The sequence below is a fragment of the Blastococcus carthaginiensis genome, from assembly GCF_030731085.1.
GTDB classification, from domain to species: domain Bacteria; phylum Actinomycetota; class Actinomycetes; order Mycobacteriales; family Geodermatophilaceae; genus Blastococcus; species Blastococcus carthaginiensis.
This window is the reverse complement of the sequence record NZ_JASNFN010000001.1, coordinates 138688-162389: the sequence shown is the minus strand read 5'-3', so window position 1 is coordinate 162389 and position 23702 is coordinate 138688. Positions and strand designations below refer to the sequence as shown.

General features: G+C 74.3%; 25 protein-coding genes and 1 pseudogene. 14 read left to right on the top strand and 12 right to left on the bottom strand.

Going from position 1 to position 23702, the window contains the following annotated elements:
• The first annotated feature begins 127 nt into the window (after positions 1-127).
• Positions 128-1138 carry a zinc-binding dehydrogenase gene (locus QOZ88_RS00765; protein ID WP_305997933.1) on the top strand — a complete coding sequence of 337 codons (1011 nt, stop codon included), beginning with the start codon at positions 128-130 and terminating at the stop codon, positions 1136-1138.
• A 108-nt stretch (positions 1139-1246) separates the two neighbouring features.
• Here QOZ88_RS00765 and QOZ88_RS00760 read toward each other — a convergent pair whose 3' ends face one another.
• From QOZ88_RS00760 to QOZ88_RS00735, 6 genes are all read right to left on the bottom strand, one after another.
• Complete coding sequence (locus QOZ88_RS00760) at positions 1247-1903, bottom strand: acVLRF1 family peptidyl-tRNA hydrolase (protein WP_305997932.1); 657 nt, start codon at positions 1901-1903, stop codon at positions 1247-1249.
• Entirely contained in the window at positions 1900-3156 is a 1257-nt protein-coding gene (locus QOZ88_RS00755; protein ID WP_305997931.1) for an alpha/beta fold hydrolase, read from the bottom strand. Before QOZ88_RS00755 ends, QOZ88_RS00760 begins: the two co-directional genes overlap by 4 nt.
• Before the next feature lie 11 nt (positions 3157-3167).
• Positions 3168-4382, bottom strand: coding sequence for an MFS transporter (locus tag QOZ88_RS00750; protein WP_305997930.1), 1215 nt, complete (start codon positions 4380-4382; stop codon positions 3168-3170).
• A 264-nt stretch (positions 4383-4646) separates the two neighbouring features.
• On the bottom strand, positions 4647-6461 hold the full coding sequence (locus QOZ88_RS00745) for a phosphoenolpyruvate carboxykinase (GTP) (RefSeq protein WP_305997929.1): 1815 nt from the start codon (positions 6459-6461) through the stop codon (positions 4647-4649).
• 557 nt (positions 6462-7018) lie between these two features.
• Positions 7019-7531, bottom strand: a complete 513-nt coding sequence (locus QOZ88_RS00740; protein ID WP_305997928.1) for an SRPBCC family protein — start codon at positions 7529-7531, stop codon at positions 7019-7021.
• Positions 7528-7848, bottom strand: coding sequence for an ArsR/SmtB family transcription factor (locus tag QOZ88_RS00735; RefSeq protein WP_319946863.1), 321 nt, complete (start codon positions 7846-7848; stop codon positions 7528-7530). Before QOZ88_RS00735 ends, QOZ88_RS00740 begins: the two co-directional genes overlap by 4 nt.
• Before the next feature lie 83 nt (positions 7849-7931).
• Here QOZ88_RS00735 and QOZ88_RS00730 point away from each other — a divergent pair, with 83 nt between their 5' ends.
• The 3 genes from QOZ88_RS00730 to QOZ88_RS00720 all read left to right on the top strand — a co-directional run bounded on the left by QOZ88_RS00730 (position 7932) and on the right by QOZ88_RS00720 (position 9442).
• Positions 7932-8150: a hypothetical protein gene (locus tag QOZ88_RS00730; RefSeq protein ID WP_305997926.1), complete on the top strand. Its 219-nt coding sequence runs from the start codon at positions 7932-7934 to the stop codon at positions 8148-8150.
• Between the two features lie 68 nt (positions 8151-8218).
• Positions 8219-8461 carry an acyl carrier protein gene (locus QOZ88_RS00725; RefSeq protein WP_305997925.1) on the top strand — a complete coding sequence of 81 codons (243 nt, stop codon included), beginning with the start codon at positions 8219-8221 and terminating at the stop codon, positions 8459-8461.
• A gap of 18 nt (positions 8462-8479) precedes the next feature.
• The gene (locus QOZ88_RS00720) at positions 8480-9442 is read left to right on the top strand and encodes an NAD(P)H-dependent flavin oxidoreductase (protein WP_305997924.1); all 963 of its coding nucleotides are present in this window, start codon (positions 8480-8482) and stop codon (positions 9440-9442) included.
• On the opposite strand, the gene QOZ88_RS00715 is transcribed toward QOZ88_RS00720, so the two are convergent.
• Genes QOZ88_RS00715 through QOZ88_RS00705 form a run of 3 tightly spaced genes read right to left on the bottom strand, consistent with a single transcriptional unit; the run spans position 9439 to position 11893 of the window.
• Complete coding sequence (locus tag QOZ88_RS00715) at positions 9439-10131, bottom strand: DsbA family oxidoreductase (protein WP_305997923.1); 693 nt, start codon at positions 10129-10131, stop codon at positions 9439-9441. The genes QOZ88_RS00720 and QOZ88_RS00715 overlap by 4 nt on opposite strands.
• Positions 10132-10172: 41 nt before the next feature.
• Positions 10173-10565: an FKBP-type peptidyl-prolyl cis-trans isomerase gene (locus QOZ88_RS00710; RefSeq protein WP_305997922.1), complete on the bottom strand. Its 393-nt coding sequence runs from the start codon at positions 10563-10565 to the stop codon at positions 10173-10175.
• Complete coding sequence (locus QOZ88_RS00705) at positions 10553-11893, bottom strand: MFS transporter (RefSeq protein WP_305997921.1); 1341 nt, start codon at positions 11891-11893, stop codon at positions 10553-10555. Before QOZ88_RS00705 ends, QOZ88_RS00710 begins: the two co-directional genes overlap by 13 nt.
• Positions 11894-12014: 121 nt before the next feature.
• Between QOZ88_RS00705 and QOZ88_RS00700 the strand changes: the two genes are divergently transcribed.
• The 8 genes and pseudogenes from QOZ88_RS00700 to QOZ88_RS23120 form a co-directional block, all read left to right on the top strand.
• A complete protein-coding gene (locus QOZ88_RS00700; RefSeq protein WP_305997920.1) occupies positions 12015-12398 on the top strand; it encodes a VOC family protein in 384 nt (127 codons plus the stop codon).
• Between the two features lie 36 nt (positions 12399-12434).
• Entirely contained in the window at positions 12435-14144 is a 1710-nt protein-coding gene (locus QOZ88_RS00695) for a glycoside hydrolase family 13 protein (protein ID WP_305997919.1), read from the top strand.
• Positions 14145-14351: 207 nt separating this feature from the next.
• On the top strand, positions 14352-14747 hold the full coding sequence (locus tag QOZ88_RS00690) for a cupin domain-containing protein (RefSeq protein WP_305997918.1): 396 nt from the start codon (positions 14352-14354) through the stop codon (positions 14745-14747).
• Positions 14681-15367 carry a maleylpyruvate isomerase family mycothiol-dependent enzyme gene (locus QOZ88_RS00685; protein WP_305997917.1) on the top strand — a complete coding sequence of 229 codons (687 nt, stop codon included), beginning with the start codon at positions 14681-14683 and terminating at the stop codon, positions 15365-15367. Before QOZ88_RS00690 ends, QOZ88_RS00685 begins: the two co-directional genes overlap by 67 nt.
• A gap of 29 nt (positions 15368-15396) precedes the next feature.
• Positions 15397-15756 (top strand): TfoX/Sxy family protein, encoded by a 360-nt coding sequence (locus tag QOZ88_RS00680; protein WP_305997916.1) that lies wholly within the window; start codon positions 15397-15399, stop codon positions 15754-15756.
• Positions 15757-15820: 64 nt separating this feature from the next.
• A complete protein-coding gene (locus tag QOZ88_RS00675) occupies positions 15821-17062 on the top strand; it encodes an MFS transporter (protein ID WP_305997915.1) in 1242 nt (413 codons plus the stop codon).
• Between the two features lie 10 nt (positions 17063-17072).
• Positions 17073-18242 (top strand): FUSC family protein, encoded by a 1170-nt coding sequence (locus tag QOZ88_RS00670; RefSeq protein ID WP_305997914.1) that lies wholly within the window; start codon positions 17073-17075, stop codon positions 18240-18242.
• A pseudogene (locus tag QOZ88_RS23120) lies at positions 18239-18361 on the top strand (MerR family transcriptional regulator); the annotation flags it as partial. The gene QOZ88_RS00670 and the pseudogene QOZ88_RS23120, both read left to right, overlap by 4 nt.
• 46 nt (positions 18362-18407) lie before the next feature.
• Here QOZ88_RS23120 and QOZ88_RS00665 read toward each other — a convergent pair.
• From QOZ88_RS00665 to QOZ88_RS00655, 3 genes are all read right to left on the bottom strand, one after another.
• Positions 18408-19190, bottom strand: a complete 783-nt coding sequence (locus tag QOZ88_RS00665; RefSeq protein WP_305997913.1) for an alpha/beta fold hydrolase — start codon at positions 19188-19190, stop codon at positions 18408-18410.
• Positions 19191-19298: 108 nt separating this feature from the next.
• On the bottom strand, positions 19299-20558 hold the full coding sequence (locus QOZ88_RS00660) for an acyl-CoA dehydrogenase family protein (protein WP_305997912.1): 1260 nt from the start codon (positions 20556-20558) through the stop codon (positions 19299-19301).
• A gap of 136 nt (positions 20559-20694) precedes the next feature.
• Positions 20695-22674, bottom strand: coding sequence for an acetoacetate--CoA ligase (locus QOZ88_RS00655; protein ID WP_305997911.1), 1980 nt, complete (start codon positions 22672-22674; stop codon positions 20695-20697).
• Positions 22675-22729: 55 nt separating this feature from the next.
• On the opposite strand from QOZ88_RS00655, the gene QOZ88_RS00650 reads away from it, so the two are divergent.
• Positions 22730-23134 carry a DUF2237 family protein gene (locus QOZ88_RS00650; RefSeq protein WP_244523897.1) on the top strand — a complete coding sequence of 135 codons (405 nt, stop codon included), beginning with the start codon at positions 22730-22732 and terminating at the stop codon, positions 23132-23134.
• Positions 23135-23176: 42 nt separating this feature from the next.
• Entirely contained in the window at positions 23177-23686 is a 510-nt protein-coding gene (locus QOZ88_RS00645) for a glutathione peroxidase (protein WP_305997910.1), read from the top strand.
• Positions 23687-23702: the final 16 nt, after the last annotated feature.

The window sequence follows — 23702 nt, the reverse complement described above, 5'->3', positions numbered from 1 at the left end:
CCGCGCGGGCCGTGACGCAACCGGAACCGTCCCGTCCGCCTCCCGGTTCCCGCCCGCCACACGCGGCTCTCCCTGCCGCCGGGCGGCCCGGCTCGTCGGCGCAGCGTCCACGGCGTTGGATGGGGGCATGCCTGACTCGATGCTGGCCGGCCGGCTGAACGTCCGCACCCGTGAGTTCGTGGTGAAGGAGGTCCCCAAGCCCGCACCCGGCCCCGGCGAGGTCCTGATCCAGGTGGCCGCCGCGGGCATCTGCCTGTCCGACGTCCACCTGATCGAGGGGCAGCTGTCGCCGCTGTTCCTGGCCGGCGACGAGGTGACGCTCGGCCACGAGGTGGCCGGCACCGTCGCCGAGCTCGGCGATGGCGTGACCGGCTGGGCCGAGGGGCGGCGGGTGCTGCTGCAGGCCGGGGAGGAGAAGGACGGCTGGATCCACACCCGCGGCGTCGACTACGACGGCGGCTGGGCGCAGTACGCCGTGGCCACCGCGGAGACGGTCGTGCCCATCCCCGACGACCTGCCGTTCGAGCAGGCCTGCATCGTGCCCGACGCGGTGTCGACGCCCTGGGCCTCGATCGTGCGGACGGCGCAGGTGCGGGCGGCCCAGCCGGTGGGGGTGTGGGGCATCGGCGGGCTCGGCGCCCACGCGGTGCAGCTGCTGCGGCTGGCCGGTGCGGCGCCGATCGTCGCCGTCGACCCGGTGCCGGCCGCCCGGCAGCGGGCGCTGGACTTCGGCGCGGACCTCGCGCTGGACCCGTCCGAGGACATCGCCACCCGGGTCCGCGAGCTCACCGGCGGCGCCGGGCTGGCGTTCGCCTTCGACTTCGCCGGCGTCGCGCCCGTGCGCGAGCAGGCGGTGCGCTGCCTGGAGCGGGACGGCGCCCTGGTGCTGGTGGGCCTCACCGACCAGCCGCTGGAGATCCGCAACGGCACCCAGTTCAGCTACTTCGGGCAGCGGATCCTCGGCCACTACGGCTCGGAGCCCGGCCACGTCGAGGAGCTCGTCGCGCTGGTCCGCCACCACCGGCTGGACCTGTCCCGCTCGATCTCGGGGACCCTGCCCCTGGCCGAGGCGGCCGACGGCGTCGAGCGGCTGGCCCGCAAGGAGGGCGACCCCATCCGCCTGGTCATCACGCCGTGACACCGTCGTCCTCCGGACGACACCGCGGCCAGGTGCCGTCCCCACCGCCGCTGAGCCGCTGAGTCGCGCCTGCGCGGACCCCTCCGGGGCCCACTCGGCGCGACCGGACTACTCAGGCTCGCGGATGAGCACCTGCACCGCGCGGAACTGCTTCGGCGTCTCCAGCAGCACCGCCTTCGTCGGCTCCCCCACGTCCAGGGCGGGGTCGCGGCGCAGGGCGGTCAGCGGGCGCAGCCGGGGATCGGCCAGCACGTCGTCGGCCAGCCCCCGGTCGCCGCCGGTGAACAGCGCGGCCACCCCGTCGGCGTGCGGCAGCAGCACCCGGACGGCGGTCTCCACCGCGTGCCCGACGACGGCATCGGTCTGGTTGGCCCGCCGGCGGGCGAACCGCTGCTGCGACCAGCCACCGGCCGCCGTCCGGCCCTGCACCTGGCGGGCGTCGACCTTGGAGACGACGAGCTGGCCGCCGTCGAAGACACCGACCGCCCACCGGCCGCGGCGGACCAGCAGCACGGCGGCCCGCCGCGGCCGGCCCGCGGCGGCGCTGAAGCTGCCGAGCAGCGGGACCTCCGGCGTCCAGCCGAACGGGGCGCGCAGCACGACGCTCGTCGTGTCCGCGCAGGTGATCCGCAGCCCGTCGTCGGCCGGCTCGACCGCGGTGAACGCGCCGTGCCGGGTGGCGACGCCGTCCAGCCACCGGCCCAGCCGCTCGGGGGCCACCCCGAGCTGCCGCCCACCGCCGGCGGCGGGCCGGGCGCGGGTCACCGGGACCGCAGGCCGAGCAACCGGTCGAGCACGTCGCCCACCCGCAGCCCGTCGTGCTCGTGCTCGTTGGTCACCCAGGTGCGCACGTTCCCGACCTCCTCGGCGGTCTCCAGCGACAGCCCGGCGTCGACGTACATGTCGTCGAAGTAGACGGCGGCGTCGACCGGCACTCCGTTGGCGGCCAGCCGCGCCGGGTCGTACAGCGCGGGGAACTCCTCGACCTCGGCCAGCGCGTGCGCGGCCGGGCCGAACGGCCGCAGCGAGGCGATCTCCTCGAACATCCAGGGGTAGACCATCTCGCCGGTGAACGGCAGCGGCCGGCGGCTCCCGTCGAACTTCGGGCCGCGCTCGTCCTGGGCCGCCCACCCGACCGGGCCGGCCCCCTGCGCGTAGATGCTCTCGTGCAGGGCCGCGTAGAGCGGGTTGTCCCAGTAGGCGGTGCGCCGGGCGACCTGGTCGAGGAAGGTGTCCGACACCCCGCCGTCGTCGTCGAGGGCCTCCTCGAACAGCCAGTGCAGCTCCTCGGCGCCATCCCGCGTCCCCAAGGCCTGGCCGACGGTCTGCAGCCGGCGGACGGTGAGCCGGTCGCCGTCAGGCAGCGCCACGGGCTCGCCGGCCAGCCGGTCGGCGACGGCGGCGACCTGCTCGACGCCGCCGGGGTACCGCGCGTAGAACCGCCGGGTCTTCGCCGCGACACGCGGGTAGGTGCGCCGGTAGACCTCCCGGGCGTCGGCGTGCAGGCCCGCCAGCCCACCGGTGACCAGGCAGCGGGTGAGCCCCTCCGGTGCCTGCGAGAGGTAGGTGAGCGTGACGAAGCCGCCGTAGCTCTGCCCCAGCGTGGTCCAGCGCCGGCCGCCGTAAAGCGTCGTCCGGATGTGCTCGGCGTCGGCGACGATCGAGTCCGCGCGGAAGGCCAGCAGGTGGCGGGCGGCCGAGGCGGCGTCAGGGAACCGGCTGATCCCGGCGCCGGTGACGCGGGAGCTGCGTCCGGTGCCGCGCTGGTCGAGCAGGACCACCCGGAAGTCCCGCAGGGCGCGGTCGATCCAGCCGCCCCGGGTCGGCCGCGGCGACTTGCCGCCCGGGCCGCCCTGCAGGAAGAGCAGCAGCGGGAGGTCGTCGCCGCGCCGGTCGGGGTGGACCAGTTCGCGGACGAAGACGTCCAGGGTGCCGCCGGTTCCGTGCGCGTTCCAGTGCAGCGGCACGGTCACCGAGCGGTCGCGCACGTGCGCCGCGGGGAGCGCGTACTCCTGCACGGCGGGCCCGGTCAGCGGGCCAGCGCCGGCTCGGCGGCGTGCTCGGCCGGCACGTGCAGCAGCCGCTGGTAGACGCCGACGACGACCGCGGCGATGCCCGCGGCGACGATCGCGACGACGAACGCCCGGTTGGCGCCGGCGACGTCGACGATCTTGCCGGCGGCCGAGGCGCCCACGGCGACCCCCAGGCCCAGCGCCGTGCCGATCCACGTGAATGCCTCCGTCACCGCCGACCGGGGCACCAGGAGCTCGGCGAGGGTGAAGGAGCTGATCAGCGAGGGCGAGACCGCGATGCCCGCGACGATCACGAACGGCACCATCACCCAGATGTCGTCGATGAACAGCAGCGGGACGACCAGCAGGGTGAGCAGCGCCAGGGCGCCGACCAGCCGGAGGCGGAGCGGCAGATGCCAGTGGATGGCGCCCCACCCGATGCCGCTGGCCATCGACCCCACCGCCAGGCTGGCGATGAGCACGCCCGACAACGCCATGGCGTCCTGCTCGTCGGCGAAGGCGACCAGGGCGATCTCCAGGGTGCCGAGGATGGCGCCGACCGCGGCCCCGACGACGAACAGCACGCGCAGCCCCGTCGTCCGGATCGCGGACGGACCCTGCCGGCTGGCGTGCCCGTGCGGCTCCGGTTCGGTGCGGCGCTGGGCCGCGAACAGCAGGCTGCCCACGGTGGCGAGGGCGAACGCCGTCACCACGCCGGAGGTCGCGTGCCCGGTGGTGGAGAGGAAGGTGACCAGCACCGGGCCGACGATGAAGACGAACTCGTCCACCACGGATTCCATCGACAGCGCCGTGTGCAGCCGGTGGCTGCCGCGCAGGAGGTGGGTCCAGCGGACGCGGATCATCGAGGAGACCGGCGGGATGCAGGCCCCCGCCAGCCCCGCGGAGAGGAAGACGATCAGCAGGGGCCAGTCCCGGCGCACGGAGAACAGGAAGACCAGCCCGGCGGTCACGAAGACCGCGAGCACCGGCAGCAGCACGCGCCGCTGGCCGTGCGTGTCGGCCCACCGCCCCAGCAGCGGGCCGGCGGCCGCCGTCGTCACCGCCCCCACCGCGGCCACGGCGCCGCCGAGGCCGTAGGAGCCCGTCTCCGAGGCGACCAGCAGGACCGAACCCAGCCCGACCATCGAGAGGGGCAGCCGGCCGATGAAGGCAGCGAGCACCATCGGCAGGGCGTGCGGCGTCCGCAGCACCTGCAGGTAGGGATTCGGCACGAGGGGGGTTGCCTCCGGGAACGGGAAGGGGCCCAGCCACGCTAACCGACGGTGGCCGCGCGCGCCGCGACGGCGACCCGTGCCGCCGCCCACCTCCCGGCGATGACCAGGGTCGCGGGGCGGCGGGGTGGGGTGGGGGGCGGCGGGGCGGGGCCGCGGGGCGCGGCGGGACAGGGACGAGGGCGGGGCCCGGCCCCCCGCGGCGGGGCGGCCCCCCCGCGGCCCCCCCCCCCCGGGGGGGGGGGGGGCCCCCCGGGCGACGCCTCAGGCCAGGCGGCTCTTGAGGATCTCGAGCTCGTCCCACATGGTGCTGGGCAGCTTCTCGCCGAACTTCTCGAACCACTCGGTGATCTGCGGGATCTCCTCGCGCCACTCCTCGGGCTTGACCGCGAGGGCCTGCTCGACCTGCTCGGAGGTCATGTCCAGGCCGGAGACGTCGAGGGAGTCCGGCGTGGGCACGTGGCCGACCGGCGTCTCGACGGCGGCTGCGGTGCCCTCGAGGCGCTCGATGACCCACTTGAGCACGCGGCTGTTCTCACCGAAGCCCGGCCACAGGAAGCCGCCGTCCTCGTCGCGACGGAACCAGTTCACGTAGAAGATCTTCGGCAGCTTGCTGGCGTCGTGTTGCTTGCCGGTGTTCACCCAGTGGCCGAAGTAGTCACCGGCGTTGTAGCCGATGAACGGCAGCATGGCGAACGGGTCGCGGCGGACGACACCGACGGCGCCGGTGGCGGCGGCGGTGGTCTCCGAGGAGAGCGTCGCCCCCATGAAGACGCCGTGGTTCCAGTCTCGCGCCTCGCTGACGAGCGGGATCGTGGTCTTGCGGCGGCCGCCGAAGAGGATCGCCGAAATCGGCACGCCCTTCGGGTCGTCGTACTCCGGCGCGAGGATCGGGCACTGGGTGATCGGGGTGCAGAACCGCGAGTTCGGGTGCGACGACAGCTCGTCGGACTCCGGCGTCCAGTCCCGGCCCTTCCAGTCGGTGAGGTGCGCCGGCGGCTCGTCGGTCATCCCCTCCCACCAGACGTCGCCGTCGTCGGTGAGCGCGACGTTGGTGAACACCGAGTTGCCCTTGTCGATGGTGCGCATGGCGTTGGGGTTGGTGTCCCACCCGGTGCCCGGGGCGACGCCGAACAGGCCGTACTCGGGGTTGAGCGCGTAGAGGCGGCCGTCCTCGCCGAACCGCATCCAGGCGATGTCGTCGCCCAGGGTCTCGACCTTCCAGCCGGGGATGGTCGGCTCGAGCATCGCCAGGTTGGTCTTGCCGCAGGCGCTCGGGAAGGCGGCGGCGATGTAGTACGTCTTCTGCTGCGGGTTGGTGAGCTTGAGGATCAGCATGTGCTCGGCCAGCCAGCCCTCGTCGCGCGCCATGACCGAGGCGATGCGCAGCGAGTAGCACTTCTTGCCCAGCAGCGCGTTGCCGCCGTAGCCGGAGCCGTAGGACCAGATCATCCGCTCCTCGGGGAACTGGACGATGTACTTGGTGTCGCTGCACGGCCACGGCACGTCGGCCTGGCCGGGCTCCAGCGGGGCGCCGAGGGAGTGCATCGCCGGCACGAACGGCCGGTCGGTGCCCATGGCCTCGAGGATGTGGGTGCCGATGCGGGCCATGACCCGCATGGAGACGACGACGTACTCGGAGTCGGTGAGCTCGACGCCGAACATCGGGTTCTCGGCCTCGACCGGGCCCATGCAGAACGGGATGACGTACATCGTCCGGCCGCGCATGCACCCCCGGTACAGCTCGGTCATGACCGACTTCATCTCGTTCGGGTCCATCCAGTTGTTGGTGGGACCCGCGTCGGCCTCGTCGACCGAGCAGATGTAGGTGCGGTCCTCGACGCGCGCGACGTCGCGGGGGTCGGAGGCGCAGTGGAACGAGTTGGGCTTCTTCTCCAGCGGCGTGAAGGTGCCCGCGTCGACGAGCTTGCGGGTGAGCCGCTCCCACTCGTCGTCGCTGCCGTCGACCCAGACCACCTGGTCCGGAGTCGTCAGCTCGGCCATCTCCCGCACCCAGGCCAGCAGCCGGGCGTGCGTCGTCGGGGCGTTCTCCAGACCTGGGGTGGCCACGGTGGTCACGGCGTCTCCATCCTCTGCGTCGCCGGGGCGGACTCCCGCTCCGACGGTGGTGCCCTGCGAGCCGCGGCCGCTGGAACGGCCGTGCGGATCGGGTCAGGGTACAAGCGCCGACATGCGCCTGTAACCGAGACAAATGTTACGTATAGGACGTCTACCGCTCAGCTCGGAACAGCCTCTCGGATGGCGGCATTCGCCACACTTGGTGAGGCCTCGTGCCCTCCTCCCGCTGTTCCGTCTCCGTGACGTCACCCTGCGCAACCGCCTCGCCGTGGCCCCGATGTGCCAGTACTCGGTCACCGACGGCCACGTCGGCGACTACCACCTCGTGCACCTCGGCCGGTTCGCCGCCCACGACGCCTACCCGGTGCAGGCCGGGCCCCGGCCGGCCTCCCGCGAACGACTGCTCGGCCGGCTCGACCCGCGGGCAGGCCCCCGACCGGGTGCAGGTGGTGGATCAGGCCTCCGGTGCGCGCCCGCCCGTCGCCCGATGATGTGCGCTGATGCGCACTCCGCCGACTGGAATTGCGCATCAGCGCTGACCGTCCAGCAGCAGCGGATCATCCCCGCCCGTAGGTCCGGCCGACCTCGGCGGCGAACGCGTCCCAGTCGCCGGGCACCGGGCGCCCGCCCACCTCGGCATCGAACTTGTCCAGGTACCAGTGCCAGCCCATCGCGTAGTCGGTGACGTCGGCGCCGGCGGCGAAGAACTGGACGAAGCGCAGGACGGTCCGGTCACCCTCGGTGGACAGGTCGAGGTCGACCCGCCACACGCCGGAGCCCTCCTGCTCCTGCACCCACTGCACGACCAGCCGCCGGGGCGGGTCGCACTCGACGACGGTCATCGGCTCGCCGACCGCCTCGTCCTCGTGGGTCATCGTGAAGGTGCCGGTGCCGCCGGGCCGCCGCTCGCCCTCGTAGGTGCCGATCCAGCGGGCCATGCGGTCGGGCTCGGTGAGCGCGGCCCAGACGTCGTCGATCGGATCGGGCCAGCTGCGGCGGAACTCCAGCCGGCGCCGGCCGTCGTCCTCGGTGGTGACGGTGCCCCGCCGGGTGTCCAGGTCTTCGGTCATGCCGGTCCTCCCTCTCTGCGCGCCCGCCTGCCGCGGGCGATCTCGGTGTCGAACGCATCGAGCCGCTGCGCCCACAGGTCGCGGTAGGGCTCCAGCCAGTCGTCGATCTCCCGCAGCGGCCGCGGGTCGAGCGAGTAGCGGCGCTCGCGCCCGTCGGCGCGCACGCTCACCAGCCCGGCCTCGCGCAGCACCCGCAGGTGCCGGCTGATCGCCGGCCGGCTGGCGCGGAAAGGCGCCGCGAGCTCCCCCGCCGTCCGCTCACCGCCGGCCAGGACCGCCACGAGTTCCCGCCGGGTCGGATCCGCCAGCGCCTGCATCGCCTCCACGGGTAGATGCGTAACACACGGGTTACGCATTGGTCGAGGGGTTGGCGCGCGACGGCACGGGAAAGGAGCCGTCCATGACCGTCACCGATCCGGACACCCCCGACCCGCTCAACGACCCCCGCACCCTGCAGGCCGACCCGGGGGCCTACGGCGAGGGCGCCGACCTGGCCTCCACGGAGGACGATGCGACGTCGACCGGCGAGGACGAGCTGCCCACCAGCCAGGACCTGGCGGACGAGGCGGGCGGCGGCGACGTCACCGGCGGCGCCTTCGGCGGAAACCCGTCGGAGTGACCGGGTGACGGACCGGTCCTCCCCGGGTATGGCGGCCTCGACCCACCCACCCGCACCGAGGAGGACCGATGGCCACCGGTGAGACCGGCTTCGAGGACGTCTTCTACGACCTCGTCTCCGTCCAGTACCACTCGCTCAAGGCCGGGCACGACTACGGCCAGTACGTCCGGGACGCCGAGAACGCGGGCCTGGACGACGTCGCGGCGTTCTTCCGCGAGGTCATGGACCAGGACTCGAACCGCGCCAAGCGGTGCCACGAGTTCCTCGGCCGGCTCCAGGGCACCTCGCAGGGTGGCCCGGCCACGCAGTAGCAGGGGCAGGATGCGGTCGTGATCACGACCGCGTTCACCCGCCGCTTCGCCCTCGCCACGCCGGTCGTCGGAGCACCCATGGCCGGCGTGGCCGGGGGCGCGCTCGCGCGGGCGGTGTCGCTCGGCGGCGGGCTCGGGATGATCGGCGTCGGCAGCGCGACGCCGGCGTCGTTCGTCACCGAGCAGGGCGCGATCCCGCGCGGCGACGGGCTGCCGTTCGGGGTCGGGCTGATGGCCTGGGTGCTCCCCGACCGGCCCGAGCTGCTCGAAGCCACCATCGCCGCGACCCCGGACCTCGTCTCGGTCTCGTTCGGCGACCCGGCGCCCTGGGTCCCGCGCCTGCACGATGCCGGGATCGCCGTCGCGGCACAGGTCAACACCGTGGTCGACCTGCACCGAGCGCTGATCGCCGGGGTCGACGTCGTCGTGGCGCAGGGCAGCGAGGCCGGCGGTCACACCGGGCACCGCGCCACCCTGCCGCTGCTGCAGGAGGTGCTCGCGCTGACCGACCGACCGGTGCTGGCCGCCGGCGGGATCGCGACCGGCGCGGGGATGGCCGCCGCCCTGGCCGCGGGCGCGGCCGGCGTCTGGATCGGCACGCCGCTGCTGTCCTGCCCGGAAGGCCTCAACTCCCCCGAGGCCCGCCAGCGGGTGCGGGCGGCCACCGGCGAGGAGACCGTGCTGACCCGCGCCTTCGACGTCGCGGAAGGCGTCGCCTGGCCGGAGCGCTGGCCCGGCCGGGCGCTGGTCAATGACTTCTCCCGCGTCTGGCACGGGCGCGAGGACGAGCTCGTGCACGACGCCGATGCCCGGCAGCTCGTCGTGGACGGCCGACGGACCGGGGACCCGGCGACCGCCCCGGTCTACGCGGGCGAGGCGGTCGGCCTGGTCACCACGGAGCGCTCGGCCACCGAGGTGGTGCGGGAGCTGGACGCCGGCGCCGAGCTGGCGCTGCGCGCGGTGGCGGGGCTGCTGAGTTAGACCGAGCAGCTGTCGTCCGTGCAGCCGTCCGCGGGCGGCACGGTGACCAGCGGGTTCGCGTCCGCCCACGCCCGTTCGAGCACCTGCAGCAGCAGCTCGGCCGGCTGAGCGCCCGCGGCGCCGTACGTGCGGTCGATGACGAAGAACGGCACGCCGGTGGCGCCGAGCGACTGCGCGGTGGCGCTGTCCTGGCGGACTGCGGCGAGGTAGCGCCGATCCGTCAGCGCCGAGCGCACCTCCGCCTCGTCCAGGCCCACCTGGACGCCGAGGGGGACGAGGGAGTCGACGTCGAAGACCGAGCGGCCCTCCTCGAAGTAGGCGTGCAGCAGCAGCTCCTTGAGCTCGTTGCGCTTCCCGTGCTCGGCAGCCAGGTGCAGCAGCTCGTGCGCCAGCAGCGTGTTGCCGCTGACGGCGTCGGTCAGGTGGTACTCCAGGCCCTCACCGGCGGCGACCTGCTCGACCTGCGCCATGTTCGCCCGCATCTGCTCGACGCTCGTGCCGTACTTGCGGGCCAGCGCCGGCAGCGTCGGGTGCGTCTCGCCCTCGGGGGCGGTGGGGTCGAGCTGGAAGGAGCGCCACACGACCTCGACCTGGTCGCGGTGCGGGAACTTCTCCAGCGCGGCCTCCAGCCGGCGCTTGCCGATGTAGCACCACGGACAGACGACGTCGGACCAGACCTCTACCTGCATGCCCGGCCCAACGTCGTCGCCGCCTCGATCCTTCCGCCGGATCAGCCGCCGGTGAAGGAACGGACGCCGACGAGGTCCACCACGAACACGAGCGTCGCGCCGGGCTTGATGACGCCGCCGGCGCCGCGGTCGCCGTAGGCCTTGTGCGCCGGGATGGTCAGCCGGCGGCGGCCGCCGACCCTCATGCCGACGATGCCCTCGTCCCAGCCCTGGATGACCATGCCCACGCCGACGCGGAACTCCAGCGGGTCGCCGCGGTCCCAGGAGGCGTCGAACTGCTCGCCGCCCTCGTGGGTGACGCCCACGTAGTGGGCGCTGACCAGGTCGCCGGCCTTGGCCTCGTCGCCGTCGCCGACGACGAGGTCCTCGATCACCAGGTCGTCGGGGGCCGGTCCGGTCGGCGGCTCGACCTCGGGTCGGGTCAGCTCAGCCACGGTTCTCCCTCCCGCGCCGGGGCGGTCCCGGCGCCGTCGTCCCCCATCCAAGCAGCGCTCGAAGGCTCCGGCTCGGGCCGGCCGACGTCGAGCGGGTGGGCGAGCTCGTCGGCGGGCAGCCGCGCGGCCCAGATGGCGACGACGGCGAACACCGGCGGGGCGAGGCCGGCCACCAGGAATGCCCCGGACCGCCCGACCAGCTCGCTGAGCGGCCCGGCGAGCGCCATCGACAGCGGCATGAGGCTCAGCGAGACGAAGAAGTCGAGGCTCGAGACGCGACCGAGGAGGGCGGCTGGCACCCGGCGCTGCAGCAGCGTCCCCCAGATGACCATGCCCGCCTGGAAGGTCGCGCCCACGGCCGCCGCGGCGACGAGCATGATCCCGAGGTCGGTGGTGAACCCGAAGACGACCATCGGCACGCAGCCCACGCCCCACAGCAGGTTCATCACCGTGAGGTAGCGCCGCGGCAGCCGCCACGAGGCCACCAGCAGCGAGCCCAGCGCCCCGCCCAGCCCGAAGGCGGCCAGCACCCACGCGTGCTGGCTCGCCCCGCCGCCGGCGTCCTCGATGGCGAAGGGGACGAGCACCTCGAACGGCCCCATGAAGGCCAGCAGCATGACGGCGGCGAACAGCAGCGTGGCCAGCAGCCAGGGGGTGGCGACGACGTAACGGACGCCCTCGCGGACGTCGGCGACGAGGCCCGGCGGCGGCGCGCCGTCGGCGTGCTCGCGGCGCACCGGCGTCAGCGGCAGCGCGAGGAGGAAGCCGGCCGCGAGGAACGCCGTCGCGGCGGTGCCGGCCATCGCCGCGCCCGGGGACCACGCGGCGACGAGGAACCCGGCGACCGCCGGCCCCGCCGCCTGGCCCAGTACCGGGCGCACCGCCCCCTCCAGCCCGTTCACCGCGAGCAGGTCGCCCTCGGGGACGAGCGCCGGCACGAGCGCGGAGTACGCGGGGTAGAACAGCCCGAGCGCCGCACCGTCGACCAGGGCGACCACGGCCAGGTGCCACAGCTCGAGGACGCCGGTGAGCGAGAGGCCGGCGGCGACGGAGGTCGCGCCGCCCTGCAGCAGCGCCACGAGCAGCAGCAGGTGGCGCTGCGGCACCCGGTCGGCCAGCGCCCCGCCGAGCAGGGTCATGACGAGCATGCCGCCGGAGCCGAGCGCGGCGACGAGCGACAGCGCGCCGGGGCCGCCGTCGAGCGCGACGACCTGCCACACCATCGCGATCGCCCACAGCCCCTGGGTGAGCAGCGAGAGCGCCATCGCCGCCGCGAGCAGCCGGTAGGAGCGGTGCCGCAGCGGAGCCAGGGCGCGTGGCAGCGTCATCGCTCTCCTCCGTGGGTGGTGGGCGCGCTCATGGTGGGTCACGGGTACGACAGGACGCACGTGGTTTCCCCGGGGGCGGAACCGGTCCAGATCGTCGGTCCTCGCCGCTACGGTCCGCGCCATGATCGACCACCTGGGTCTGCAGTGCACCGACGCCGAGGCGGCGGCGGCCTTCTACCAGCGCGTCTTCGCGGCCTGCGGCCTGCGCGAGGCGATGCGCATCGACACCCCGCACGGGCCGGTGATCGGACTGTGCGGGCCCGACGGGCAGCCGCAGCTGTGGACCAGCCCCGCCGAGGACACCGGCCACCGCCCGGTGCACCTGGCCCTCGGCGCGCCGTCCCGCGAGGCCGTCGACGCCGTCTTCACCGCCGCACGCGAGGCCGGCGCGGAGATCCTGCACGAGCCGCGGGTGTGGCCCGAGTACCACCCCGGCTACTACGGCGTCTTCCTGCGCGACCCCGACGGCAACAACGTGGAGGCGGTCCACCACGGGGGGCCCTGACCTGCGGGCGGCGGCCCGGCGTGCTGGGCTGGGCGCATGCCTGTCGAGCAGCCGCCGTGGTGGACCCGTGCCGTCGTCTACCAGGTCTACCCGCGCTCGTTCATGGACTCCGACGGCGACGGCATCGGTGACCTCGGCGGCGTGCTGCTGCACCTGGACCACCTGGCCGACCTCGGCGTCGACGTCCTGTGGCTCTCGCCGGTCTACCCGTCACCGCAGGCCGACAACGGCTACGACATCAGCGACTACCAGGACATCGACCCGCTGTTCGGCTCGCTGGAGCAGCTGGACGAGCTCATCGCCGCGCTGCACGCCCGCGGCATGAAGCTGGTCATGGACCTGGTCGTCAACCACACCAGCGACCAGCACCCCTGGTTCCTGGAGTCCCGTTCGTCGACCGACGACCCCAAGCGCGACTGGTACTGGTGGCGCCCACCGCGGGAGGGCATGGCGCCCGGCGACCCCGGCGCCGAGCCGACGAACTGGCAGTCGTTCTTCTCCGGCCCGACCTGGGAGCTCGACGAGGCCTCCGGCGAGTACTACCTCCACCTGTTCGACCGCCGGCAACCCGACCTCAACTGGGAGAACCCGGAGGTCCGGCAGGCGGTGCACGCGATGATGCGGTGGTGGCTCGACCGCGGGGTCGACGGCTTCCGCATGGACGTCATCAACATGATCAGCAAGGACGTCGGCCCGGACGGGCACCTGCACGACGGTCCGCCACTGGCGGGCTCCGCGCTGGGTGACGGCTCGGCGTCCTACCTGTGCGGACCGCGGATCCACGAGTTCCTGCAGGAGATGCACCGCGAGGTCTTCGCCGGGCGGGACGGCGCGTTGCTGACGGTCGGCGAGATGCCGGGCGTGACCGTGGAGCAGGCCCGGCTGTTCACCGACCCGGCGCGGGGTGAGGTGGACATGGTGTTCCAGTTCGAGCACGTGGGGCTGGACCACGGCACCTCGAAGTGGGACATCCACCCGCTGCGGATGCGCGACCTCAAGGCCTCGTTCGGGCGCTGGCAGGCCGGCCTGGCCGACGTCGGCTGGAACTCCCTCTACTGGGACAACCACGACCAGCCGCGCGCCGTCTCCCGCTTCGGCGACGACTCACCCCGGTACCGGCGCGACTCCGCGACCTGCCTGGCCACGCTGCTGCACCTGCACCGGGGGACGCCGTACGTCTACCAGGGCGAGGAGCTCGGGATGGCGAACTACCCGTTCACCTCGCTCGAGGAGTTCGCCGACGTCGAGTCGCTCAACCACCACGTGCACGCGGTCTCCGCCGGCCACGATCCGGCGGAGGTGATGACCGCGCTGCGCTGCATGAGCCGGGACAACGCCCGCACGCCGGTGCAGTGGGACGGGTCGCCGAACGCCGGGTTCACCACCGGGACGCCGTGGCTCGCGGTCCACCCCGACCACGTGGAGTGGAACGCAGCGGCGCAGCGGGACGACGAGCACTCGGTGCTCGCCCACTACCGGCGGCTGATCGCGCTGCGGCACACCGACGACGTCGTGGCACTGGGCGACTTCACCATGCTGCTGCCCGACCACGACGAGGTGTACGCGTTCACCCGCTCGCTGGACGGGGCCGAGCTGCTCGTCGTCTGCAACCTGTCGCGGACGCCGTACCGGCTGGCCGAGCTGCTGCCCGAGGCCCCGGCCGCCGAGCTGGTGCTCGGCAACCTGCCCGACGACGAGCCGGCGGAGCTGCGCCCCTGGGAGGCCCGCGTCCTGCGCCTGCCGTGACCCGGCCGGCGCCGACCCGGTGGCGCGGACCCAGCGGCGCCTTCGGGCCGGCATCGGCCCGGAGGAGGACATTCGTGGCCCGCGGCTGTCCTCCTGAGGGGCAACGCCCCGGGAGGGGCAACGCCCCGGTTCGCGTCGGCGGTGCGGCAAGCCCTCGACACGCCGCCGCGGTCGAGCCAGCATCGTCGGTGCGACCCGGGAGGGGCCATGGACGACGAGCCGCCACCGCTCACCGTGGTGCGCCCGGGTGAGGGGCGCACGGCCGACCTGGGGGACGGCGTCGGCGTCGCCTTCAAGCTGTGGGGTGCGGATACCGGCGCCTCGCTGGCCGTGGTCGAGCACCCGTTCGCGGTGGGCGCCTACGTGTCGGCGCACCTGCACACGCGCGAGGACGAGTACTCGATCGTCGTCGAGGCGGTTCCGGCGGACTTCCTCGGCGAGGTGCTGCTCGCGTTGCGGCTCCTGGTGCGCGCGTGGCGGCCGTCCCGGGCGAGGACAGGCCCCCGGTCCGGGCCCGTCCCTGCCAGGATGATCACGTGGAGGAGACGTTCGCGGAGATCGCCGACGAGCGCCGCGAGCTGGCCGCGCTCCTGTCGGGCCTGACCGCCGAGCAGCGGGCGACGCAGAGCCTGTGCAGCGAGTGGATTGTGCACGACGTGGTCGCGCACCTGGTGGTGCCCCTGGAGGTGAGCACGCCGACGTTCCTGCTGGCGATGCTGGCGTGCCGCGGGAACTTCGACCGGGCGAACGTCCGGGTGGCCCGCGAGCAGGCACGCCGGCCCTTCGGCGAGCTCGTCGAGGTGCTGCACCGCAAGGCCGGCTCGCGGTTCACCCCACCCGGTGCGGGCCCCGAGGCGCCCCTCACCGACCTCCTGGTCCACGGCCTGGACATCCGCCGGCCGCTCGGCATCCTGCGCGACATCCCCGAGGCGCGCCTGCGCACGTCGCTGACCTTCCTGACCGGCGGTGGCTTCGTCCCCAAGGGCGCGCTGGACGGGCTCCGGTTCGAGGCGGCCGACCTCGACTGGGCGCACGGCAGCGGTCCGGCCGTCCGCGGGGACGCCGACGCGCTCCTGCTGGCGCTGACCGGCCGCACCACCGCGCTCGACCACCTCGACGGCGACGGCGTCCCGGTCGTACGCGCACGGCTGGCGCGACCGGCTCGGCGCCGGGGCCGGGGCCGGGGCCGGGGCCGGGAGGAGCGCAGCCCGTCCGAACGGTGACCGCAGGCCCTACGCTGCCGACCTCGCCGATGAGAGGACCGCACATGGCCTACGACGCCGAGCTCGCAGAGCGCGTCCGCGACGCGCTTCCCGGGGAGAAGGCCGTTCGCGAGGTGAAGATGTTCGGCGGCCTCGCTTTCATGGTCGACGACAAGATGGTGGCCTGCGTCTCGGCCGGAGGCGGCGCCCTGCTGGTGCGGGTGTCCCGCGACCGCGACGCCGAGTACCTCGGGGTGGCGGGAGCCCGCCGGGCGGAGATGGGCGCGGGGCGCTCCATGGGTGAGGGGTGGATCGCCGTCGACCGGGAGGCGCTCGCGGAGGACGACGAGCTGCGCTTCTGGATCGACGCCGTCCTGGAGCACCACGGCGGGCAGGCAGCAGCCCGCTGACCGGGCGGCGGGACCAGCCCGCCCCCGCCACCGACCTCCCCGGCCCGCCTAAGCTCCTCTCCCCGTGGGCCGGGTCGTCGAAGCAGTGCTCCCGGCGCGCATGGGGACGCCGTTCCGCTGGCTGGTCGGCTCCTCCTGGGTGACCAACCTCGGCGACGGGATCGCGCTGGCCGCCGGGCCGCTGTTGGTGGCCTCGCAGACCAGCGACCCCTTCCTCGTCGCGCTCGCCGCCCTGCTGCAGCGGCTGCCCTGGCTGCTGTTCGGCCTCTACGCCGGGGTGCTGGCCGACCGCGTCGACCGCCGGCTGCTGGTGATCGCCGTCGACGTGGCGCGCGCCGTCGTCCTCGGCGTCCTGACGCTCGCCCTCGTCACCGGGCAGGTGACCGTCGGGGTGGTCCTGGCCGCGATGTTCCTGCTGGGCACCGCCGAGGTCTTCGCCGACACCACCTCCGGGACGCTGCTGCCGATGGTCGTCGGCCGCGCCGATCTCGGCGTCGGCAACGCCCGGCTGATGGCCGGCGCGCTCACCATGAACCAGATGGCCGGCCCGGCCCTGGGCGCGGTGCTGTTCGCGGCGGGTTCGGCGTGGCCGTTCCTGGTGCAGGGGCTGTGCGTGGCGCTCGGCGCGCTGCTGCTCGTGCGCATGGCGCTGCCCCCGCTCCCCCGCACCCCAGGCGAACGGCACGTCGGCCGGGAGATCGTCGAGGGGCTGCGCTGGACCTGGGGCAGCGGGCCGGTGCGCACGCTCACGATCACGATCGTCACCTTCAACGTCACCTACGGCGCCGCGTGGTCGGTGCTGGTGCTCTACGCGACCGACCGGCTCGACCTCGGCGCCATCGGGTTCGGGCTGCTCAGCACCGTGACGGCGGTGGGCGGCCTGCTCGGCACGGCGTCCTACGACTGGCTGGCCCGGCGCGCCGGCCTGGCCCTGCTCATGCGCATCGGCCTGGTCATCGAGACCTTCACGCACCTCGGGCTGGCGCTGACCACGACCCCCTGGGTGGCGGCGGCGATCCTGTTCGTGTTCGGCGCGCACGCGTTCGTGTGGGGGACGACGTCGCGCACCGTGCGCATGCGTGCCGTCCCCGCGCACCTGCAGGGGCGGGTGGGCAGCCTCTACTACCTCGGGGTCTTCGGCGGGATCGTCGTCGGGCAGGCGGCGGGCGGGCTGATCGCGCGGGCCTGGGGCATCACCGGCCCGTTCTGGTTCGCCTTCGCGGGGTCGGCGGTCATCCTCGTGCTCATCTGGAAGCAGCTGGCGCACATCGCGCACGCCGACGAGGACGTGCCCCCCGCGGGCTGACCGTGGTGCAATGCCAGGTCGGGCAGCCACGGGGAACGGACGGACGACGATGCAGCAGGGCACCACCCGCACCGCCCCCGGGCCCGGCCGCCGCACCCACCGGCCCGGAGCGGTGCGGCGCACCTGGGCGCGCCACCCCCGGATCGGCCTCGCCCTGCGGGCGGCCGTGGCGGCGACGGCGGCCTGGGCGCTGGCCCTGCTGATCCCCGGCCCGTTCGCCGACTACCCCTACTACGCACCGCTCGGCGCGGTCGTCGCGACGACGGCTTCCACGCTGGCCAGCTCGGTGCGCCAGTCGATGCAGACGGTGGCCTCGATCGCCCTGGGCGCCGCGGTCGCCTTCGCCGGTGACGCGCTGGTCGGCCCGCAGCTGCTGGCCCTGGCGCTGGTCGTCGCCACCGCGGTGCTCCTGGCCGGCTGGCGGCGGCTGGGCAGCGGCAGCAGCTGGCTGCCGACGGCGGCCCTGTTCACGCTCATCCTCGGGCAGGGCAACCCCACCGGTTACGTCCTCGGCTTCGCCGGGCTCACCTTCGCCGGTGCGCTCGTCGGCATCCTCGTGGCCGCGGCCTTCCCACCGCTGCCGCTCGCCCCCGCCGACGCCACGCTGGGAGAGCTGCGCGAGACGCTCGCCGGGCAGCTGGACGACCTCGTCGGCGGGCTGCGCCAGGAGCACCCGCCGACGCAGGACGAGTGGCGGGGCCGGATGCACACCATCGACCCGCTGCTCGCCCAGATGCGAGCGGCGGTCCAGGAGGCCGACGAAGCCCGCCGCGGCAACCGCCGGGCCGCCCGCTTCCGGCCGGCCGCCGACCGGCTGTACGAGCAGGCCCGTGCGCTGGAGCGGCTCACCCTCCTGGTCGAGGACCTCACCCTCGTCATCGCCGAGACCGAGATCGCGGAGAACGAGCGGGTCGCCCTCGGGCCGACTCTGCGCCCCTCGGCGTCCGGGGCACTGGCCGCGCTGGCCGAGGTGCTCCGCTCGGTCGACGGGGCGGCGGCCGACCCCGAGGTCGTCCGCCGGGCCGACGCCGCCGTCGCCGCGTTCGCCACCGAGCTGCGCCGGTCGCGGGCCACCACCGACGACGACCTGTTCGAGGCCGGGAACATCATCGAGAACGTCCGCCGCTCGCTGACCGCCGTGCGCCCGCGGGAGCCGGCGGAGCACCGGGACGACGCGTGACCCTCGACCCTCGACCCTCGACCCGGTCGAGGCCCGACCGTCGGTACAGCGACGAGCAGGTCGTCGTCGCCCGGCTGGTGGCCCGGCTCCGGCGGGTGGGCATGCCGCTGGCCGAGATCCGCCGGGCCGTGGCGCACCGGCACGACCCGGCCGAGCTCAGCCCGGTCAGGACGTGCGGTCCAGCACCAGCCGGATGGTCTCCTCGGGCTCGTCCCACAGCGGGAAGTGGCCGGACCGCGCGAACCAGTGCAGCTCGGCATCGGGGAACGCCTCGGCGGCACGGGCCGCCTGGCGGGCCAGGGTGACCCGGTCGCGGCGGCCCCAGCCGATGGTCAGGCGCCCGGGCACGGTGCCGGCCGGCGCGCCCTGCTGCCGGGGGGCCCGGGCCAGGTCGTCCAGCACCGGGTCGAAGGACGGCGAGTCGAGGTAGCCCTCGAGCTCGGTGCGGACGACGTCGCCGTCCAGGGCCCAGGGGCGGGCGGAGAACTGGGCCAGCAGGGCGGTCCGGCCGGCCGCGCTGCCCAGCAGGGCGGGCAGGACGGGGCGGATCCGGCGGAGCAGGGCGACCGAGGCGGCGATGCTGGCGCGGAAGACGGTTGCTTCGCGGTCGGTCCAGAACCCGCCGGGGTCGAGCGCGACGTTGTCCCGGCCGATCCCGCGGCGGCTGAGCTCCAGCACCATCCGGGCGCCCAGGGAGCTCCCGACCAGCGGGACGTCGGCCAAGCCCTCCTCGACCAGCCACTCCTGGAGCGCATCGTTGAGCCCGGCGAGAGACGGGTCGGGCAGCGACGGGGAGTCCCCGGCGAAGCCCGGGAGGTCGACGGCGACGACGCTGCGGTGCGCGCTCAGCCCCGGGAGCACGGGCTCCCACGTGCGCCACGATCCCCCGAGACCGTGGACGAGGACGAGGGGTGGGCCGGAGCCAGCGCGGTGCGCGGAAAGCTTCATCGCCGAGCCCTACCCGGCGGAGCCAGCCCGACTCCCCGAGCGTTGTCCCCCAGTGGGCCATTCCGCCCCCCGGAATGGCCGGTACGGGGTCAGCGCCCGGGAAACTCCTCAGGCCAGCGGGCTCCGTGGCAGCAGGCGGTCGCTGATGATCCGCTTCTGGATCTCGCTGGTGCCCTCGAAGATCGTGGTCAGCCGGGCGTCGCGCCAGTGCCGCTCGACCTGCCGCTCGGTGGTGTAGCCGTTGCCGCCGTGCAGCTGCATGGCCTGGTTGGTCACCCGCACCGACATCTCGGTGGCCTCGAGCTTCGCCATCGACGCCTCCTTGGCGACCGGCATCCCGAGGTCGAGCAGGTGCGCGACCTGCCGGTAGAAGGCCCGCGACTGCTCGATCTGCGACGCCATCTCGGCGACGGCGAACCGCAGCGCCTGGAAGTCGCCGATCGGGTGGCCGAACTGCTCGCGCTCCTGCAGGTAGCGGATCGAGTCCTCCAGCGCCGCCCGCGCCAGCCCGACCGCCCGCGCCGCGGTGTGCACGCGGGCGGTGTTGAGGAACTTCTGCGCCTCGGCGAACCCGGCCTGCTCCGCCTCCTCGCCCTCGGCGTCGCTGTCCTCGCGCGCGGCCTTGGCCTGGTCGATCACGTTGCCCTCCGGGATGCGGACGCCGTCGAAGGCGAGGTCCCAGGTGAGGAAGCCGTGGTAGCCGATCTTGTCGATCGGGGAGCCGGAGAGACCCTCGGGGAACTCCCCGCGCTCCTTCTCCAGCAGCAGGTTGAGCAGCCCGGCCGACCGCGACTCCCCGGGCTCCGGGCCGCGCTCGCGCACCAGCACCTGGATGAAGTCCGCGGCCTCGGCGTTGCCGCACCAGCGCTTGCGCCCCGTCACGACCCACTCGTCGCCGTCGAGGACCGCGCGGGTGGAGACACCGGCGAGGTCGGAGCCGGCGTCGGGCTCGGACAGCGCGATGGCGCCGATCCACTCGCCGCGGGCACTGCGGGCCATCAGCTCGTGCCGGCGGTCGGCGTCGGGCACCGCCGTCCCCAGCCCCTGGGCGCGGGCCAGGATGCTCGCCGTCGACATCCAGGCGCGGGCGAGCTCCTCGCTGACCATGCAGTACTCGAAGACGCCGAGGCCCAACCCGCCCTGCTCGGCGGGGACGGTGATGCCGAACCAGCCTCGCTCGGCCATGCCGGAGAGGAGCGACGCCGGGATCAGGCCCTTCTGCGGGTCGAGCTCGTTCGCGACCGGCAGCACCTGGTCCATCGCGAACCGCCGGGCCTGCTCCTGCAGCGCCTCCCGCTCGGGGGTGTGCCACGGGGGCAGCAGCACGGGCGGCTGCGGCTCGAGGATCTCGGTCTCGGTCGACGGCACTGTCGCCCTCCTCGGTCAGCGGATGATCACGGCCTGTTCCCCCTGGGCGCCGCCCCCACCCGTGGAGGTGACCGGTCTCACTTCCCCATCGGGCCGGGTCGGAGGACGTCTGGCCGTGCCGCGGCGCGGCCAGACGTCAGCCGGCGCGGCTGGAGCCGCGCTGCCGGGCGAGCTGGACGTAGTGCTCGACCAGCGAGGCGTCGTCGACGGTGCCGGTGTTGACCGCCTTCGCCGGGTCGACGCCCTGGAACAGCCGCTTGAGCGGCACCTCCAGCCGCTTGCCGGTGCGCGTGTGCGGCACCCCGGGGACGGCGATCACCTCGTCGGGCACGTGCCGCGGGCTGGCCTGTTCCCGGATGGCCGCCCGCAACCGCCCGACCAGCTCGTCGGTGAGTTCCTCCCCCGGTGCGAGCTGGACGAACAGCGGCATCCAGTAGCCGCCCTCGGGCAGCTCGACCCCGAGGACGACGCAGTCGAGCACCTCGGGGAAGGCCTCGACGGCGGCGTAGATGTCGGCGGTGCCCATCCGCACCCCGCCGCGGTTGAGCGTGGAGTCCGACCGGCCGGTGATGATGCAGGTGCCGCGCCCGGTGATCTCCAGCCAGTCGCCATGCCGCCACACCCCGGGCCACGGCTCGAAGTAGGCCGCGCGGTAGCGGTCACCGTCCGGGTCGTTCCAGAAGTACAGGGGCATCGAGGGCATCGGCTCGGTGACCACCAGCTCCCCGAGCTCGCCCACCACGGGCTGGCCCTGCTCGTCCCACGACTGCACGGCCACGGCCAGCATGGGCCGCTGCAGCTCGCCCACCGTGACCGGGAGCAGCGGCGAGCTCCCGATGAAGCCGGTCGCGACGTCGGTGCCGCCCGACGCGGAGACCAGCTGCAGGTCCCTGCCGACGGCGTCGTAGACCCAGTGGTAGGAGGCGTCGGGCAGCGGGGAGCCGGTGCAGCCGAGCACGCGCAACGCGGAGAGGTCGTGGTCGTCGCCGGGGCGGACGCCGGCCTTCTGGCAGGCGGCCAGGTACCCCGGGCTCGTGCCCAGCAGGGTGATCCCGACCTTCGCGGCGAGGGCGAACTGCGCGTCCGCCGTCGGGTAGGCGGGCGCCCCGTCGTGGAGCACCGCCGTCGCGCCCGACAGCAGCGAGGAGGCCACGACGTTCCACATCATCCAGGCGGTGGAGGTGTACCAGTAGAAGCGCGCGCCCGGGCCCAGGTCCTGGTGCAGCAGCCCCCACTTGAGGTGCTCCAGCACCACGCCGCCGTGCCCGTGCACGATGCCCTTGGGCAGGCCGGTGGTGCCCGACGAGTAGACGATCCACAGCGGGTGGTCGAACGGCGTCGGCTCGAACACCGGGTCCTGGGCATCGGCGACGGCGTCCGCCCAGGCCAGCGCGCCGTCGGGCACCTCGTCGGGGAACAGCCGCGGGACGGCGACCGTCGTCCGCACCGTCGGCAGCGCCTCGCGCAGCTGCGCCACGACCTCGCGCCGGTCGTGCGCACGCCCGTTGAACCGGTACCCGTCGACGGCGACCAGCACGGTCGGCTCGATCTGCGCGAACCGGTCGAGGACGGCGCGGGTGCCGAAGTCGGGGGCGCACGAGGACCAGACCGCGCCGATCGCGGCCGCCCCGAGGAAGGCGACGACGGTCTCGGGCACGTTGGGCAGGTAGCCGGCCACCCGGTCGCCGGGGCGCACGCCCAGCCGGCGCAGGGTCGCGGCGAACGCGCCCACCTGGGCACGGAGGTCCGCCCACGGGATCTCGACCGGCTCGGTGTCCTCGGCGACGGCGATCAGCGCGGGCCGGTCGTCGGCGGCCTGGCGGAACACCTGCTCCGCGTAGTTGACCGTCGTCCCCGGGAACCAGACGGCGCCGGGCATCTCGCGGGAGGTGAGCACCCGGTCGTCGGGGACGTCGAGCACGCCGGTCCAGCGCGCGAGGTCACCCCAGAACTGGTCGAGGTGCCCGATCGACCAGCGCCACAGCGCGTCGTAGTCGACGGGGTCGCCGAAGGACACGCCCCGGCGGGCGGCCACGTGGTCGGCGAAGGCAGCCACGCGGGTGCCGGCGATCGACGCGGCGGTGGGGCGCCAGAGGATCTCGGTGCTCTCGGTCACGCCCGCACCATGCCATCCTGGGCCCGCGCCGACCACGCCCACTCGAGGAGCGCCCGTGCTGCCCGACCCCGCCGACGAGCGGAACGTGCTCGGTGGACCGCTGCAACCGTGCTCGACCGACCCGGTGACCGGCTTCTACCGCGACGGGCACTGCACCTCCGGGCCCGACGACCTCGGCCGGCACACCGTCTGCGCCGTCGTCTCCACCGAGTTCCTGGCGCTGCAGCGGGAGCTGGGCAACGACCTCTCCACCCCGCGTCCCGAGTACGGCTTCCCGGGGCTGCGGCCGGGTGACCGCTGGTGCGTCGTCGCCACCCGCTGGCTGCAGGCCTACCAGGCCGGGGCCGCGGCGGGCGTGGTGCTGGCCGCCACCAACGCCCGCGCCCTGGAGGTGGTGCCGCTCGAGGCGCTGCGCCAGTACGCCGTCGACGTGCCCGACGACGCCAGCGGCCTGGAGTAGGCCCGCCGGAATGAACGCCCGGCCCGGGGCGCTGCGGGCGGCATGGAGGACCTCCTCGACACGCCCGTGACCACGCTGCAGGGAACCGCCACGACGCTGCGGGAGCTCACCGGTGGGACGCCGGCGCTGCTGGTGAACGTGGCCAGCCGGTGCGGGCTCACCCCGCAGTACACCGCGCTGGAGGCGCTGCACGAGGAGTACGGCCCCCGCGGCTTCACCGTCGTCGGCGTGCCGTGCAACCAGTTCATGGGCCAGGAGCCCGGCACCGCCGAGGAGATCGAGCAGTTCTGCTCGGCCACCTACGGCGTCACCTTCCCGCTGACGGAGAAGACCGAGGTCAACGGCCCCGGCGCGCACCCCCTCTTCCAGCGGCTGACGGCGGTGCCCGACCTCGACGGCGCCGCCGGCGACGTGCAGTGGAACTTCGAGAAGTGGGTCGTCGACGGGACCGGCCGGGTCGTCGCCCGCTTCCGCCCGCGGACCGAGCCCGACGCCCCCGAGGTGCGCGCGGCGATCGAGAGTCTGCTCGCGGGCGAAGGGGCGACTGAGTAGAACTCGTCTCGCGCAA

Excerpts from the sequence above, each read along its gene's own strand:
- QOZ88_RS00765 (WP_305997933.1), top strand. The coding sequence starts at position 128 with ATGCCTGACTCGATGCTGGCCGGCCGGCTGAACGTCCGCACCCGTGAG.
- QOZ88_RS00740 (WP_305997928.1), bottom strand. The coding sequence starts at position 7,531 with ATGACCGAAGACCTGGACACCCGGCGGGGCACCGTCACCACCGAGGAC.
- QOZ88_RS00735 (WP_319946863.1), bottom strand. The coding sequence starts at position 7,848 with ATGCAGGCGCTGGCGGATCCGACCCGGCGGGAACTCGTGGCGGTCCTG.
- QOZ88_RS00730 (WP_305997926.1), top strand. The coding sequence starts at position 7,932 with ATGACCGTCACCGATCCGGACACCCCCGACCCGCTCAACGACCCCCGC.
- QOZ88_RS00725 (WP_305997925.1), top strand. The coding sequence starts at position 8,219 with ATGGCCACCGGTGAGACCGGCTTCGAGGACGTCTTCTACGACCTCGTC.
- QOZ88_RS00715 (WP_305997923.1), bottom strand. The coding sequence starts at position 10,131 with ATGCAGGTAGAGGTCTGGTCCGACGTCGTCTGTCCGTGGTGCTACATC.
- QOZ88_RS00705 (WP_305997921.1), bottom strand. The coding sequence starts at position 11,893 with ATGACGCTGCCACGCGCCCTGGCTCCGCTGCGGCACCGCTCCTACCGG.
- QOZ88_RS00700 (WP_305997920.1), top strand. The coding sequence starts at position 12,015 with ATGATCGACCACCTGGGTCTGCAGTGCACCGACGCCGAGGCGGCGGCG.
- QOZ88_RS00695 (WP_305997919.1), top strand. The coding sequence starts at position 12,435 with ATGCCTGTCGAGCAGCCGCCGTGGTGGACCCGTGCCGTCGTCTACCAG.
- QOZ88_RS00690 (WP_305997918.1), top strand. The coding sequence starts at position 14,352 with ATGGACGACGAGCCGCCACCGCTCACCGTGGTGCGCCCGGGTGAGGGG.
- QOZ88_RS00680 (WP_305997916.1), top strand. The coding sequence starts at position 15,397 with ATGAGAGGACCGCACATGGCCTACGACGCCGAGCTCGCAGAGCGCGTC.
- QOZ88_RS00670 (WP_305997914.1), top strand. The coding sequence starts at position 17,073 with ATGCCAGGTCGGGCAGCCACGGGGAACGGACGGACGACGATGCAGCAG.
- QOZ88_RS00665 (WP_305997913.1), bottom strand. The coding sequence starts at position 19,190 with ATGAAGCTTTCCGCGCACCGCGCTGGCTCCGGCCCACCCCTCGTCCTC.
- QOZ88_RS00645 (WP_305997910.1), top strand. The coding sequence starts at position 23,177 with ATGGAGGACCTCCTCGACACGCCCGTGACCACGCTGCAGGGAACCGCC.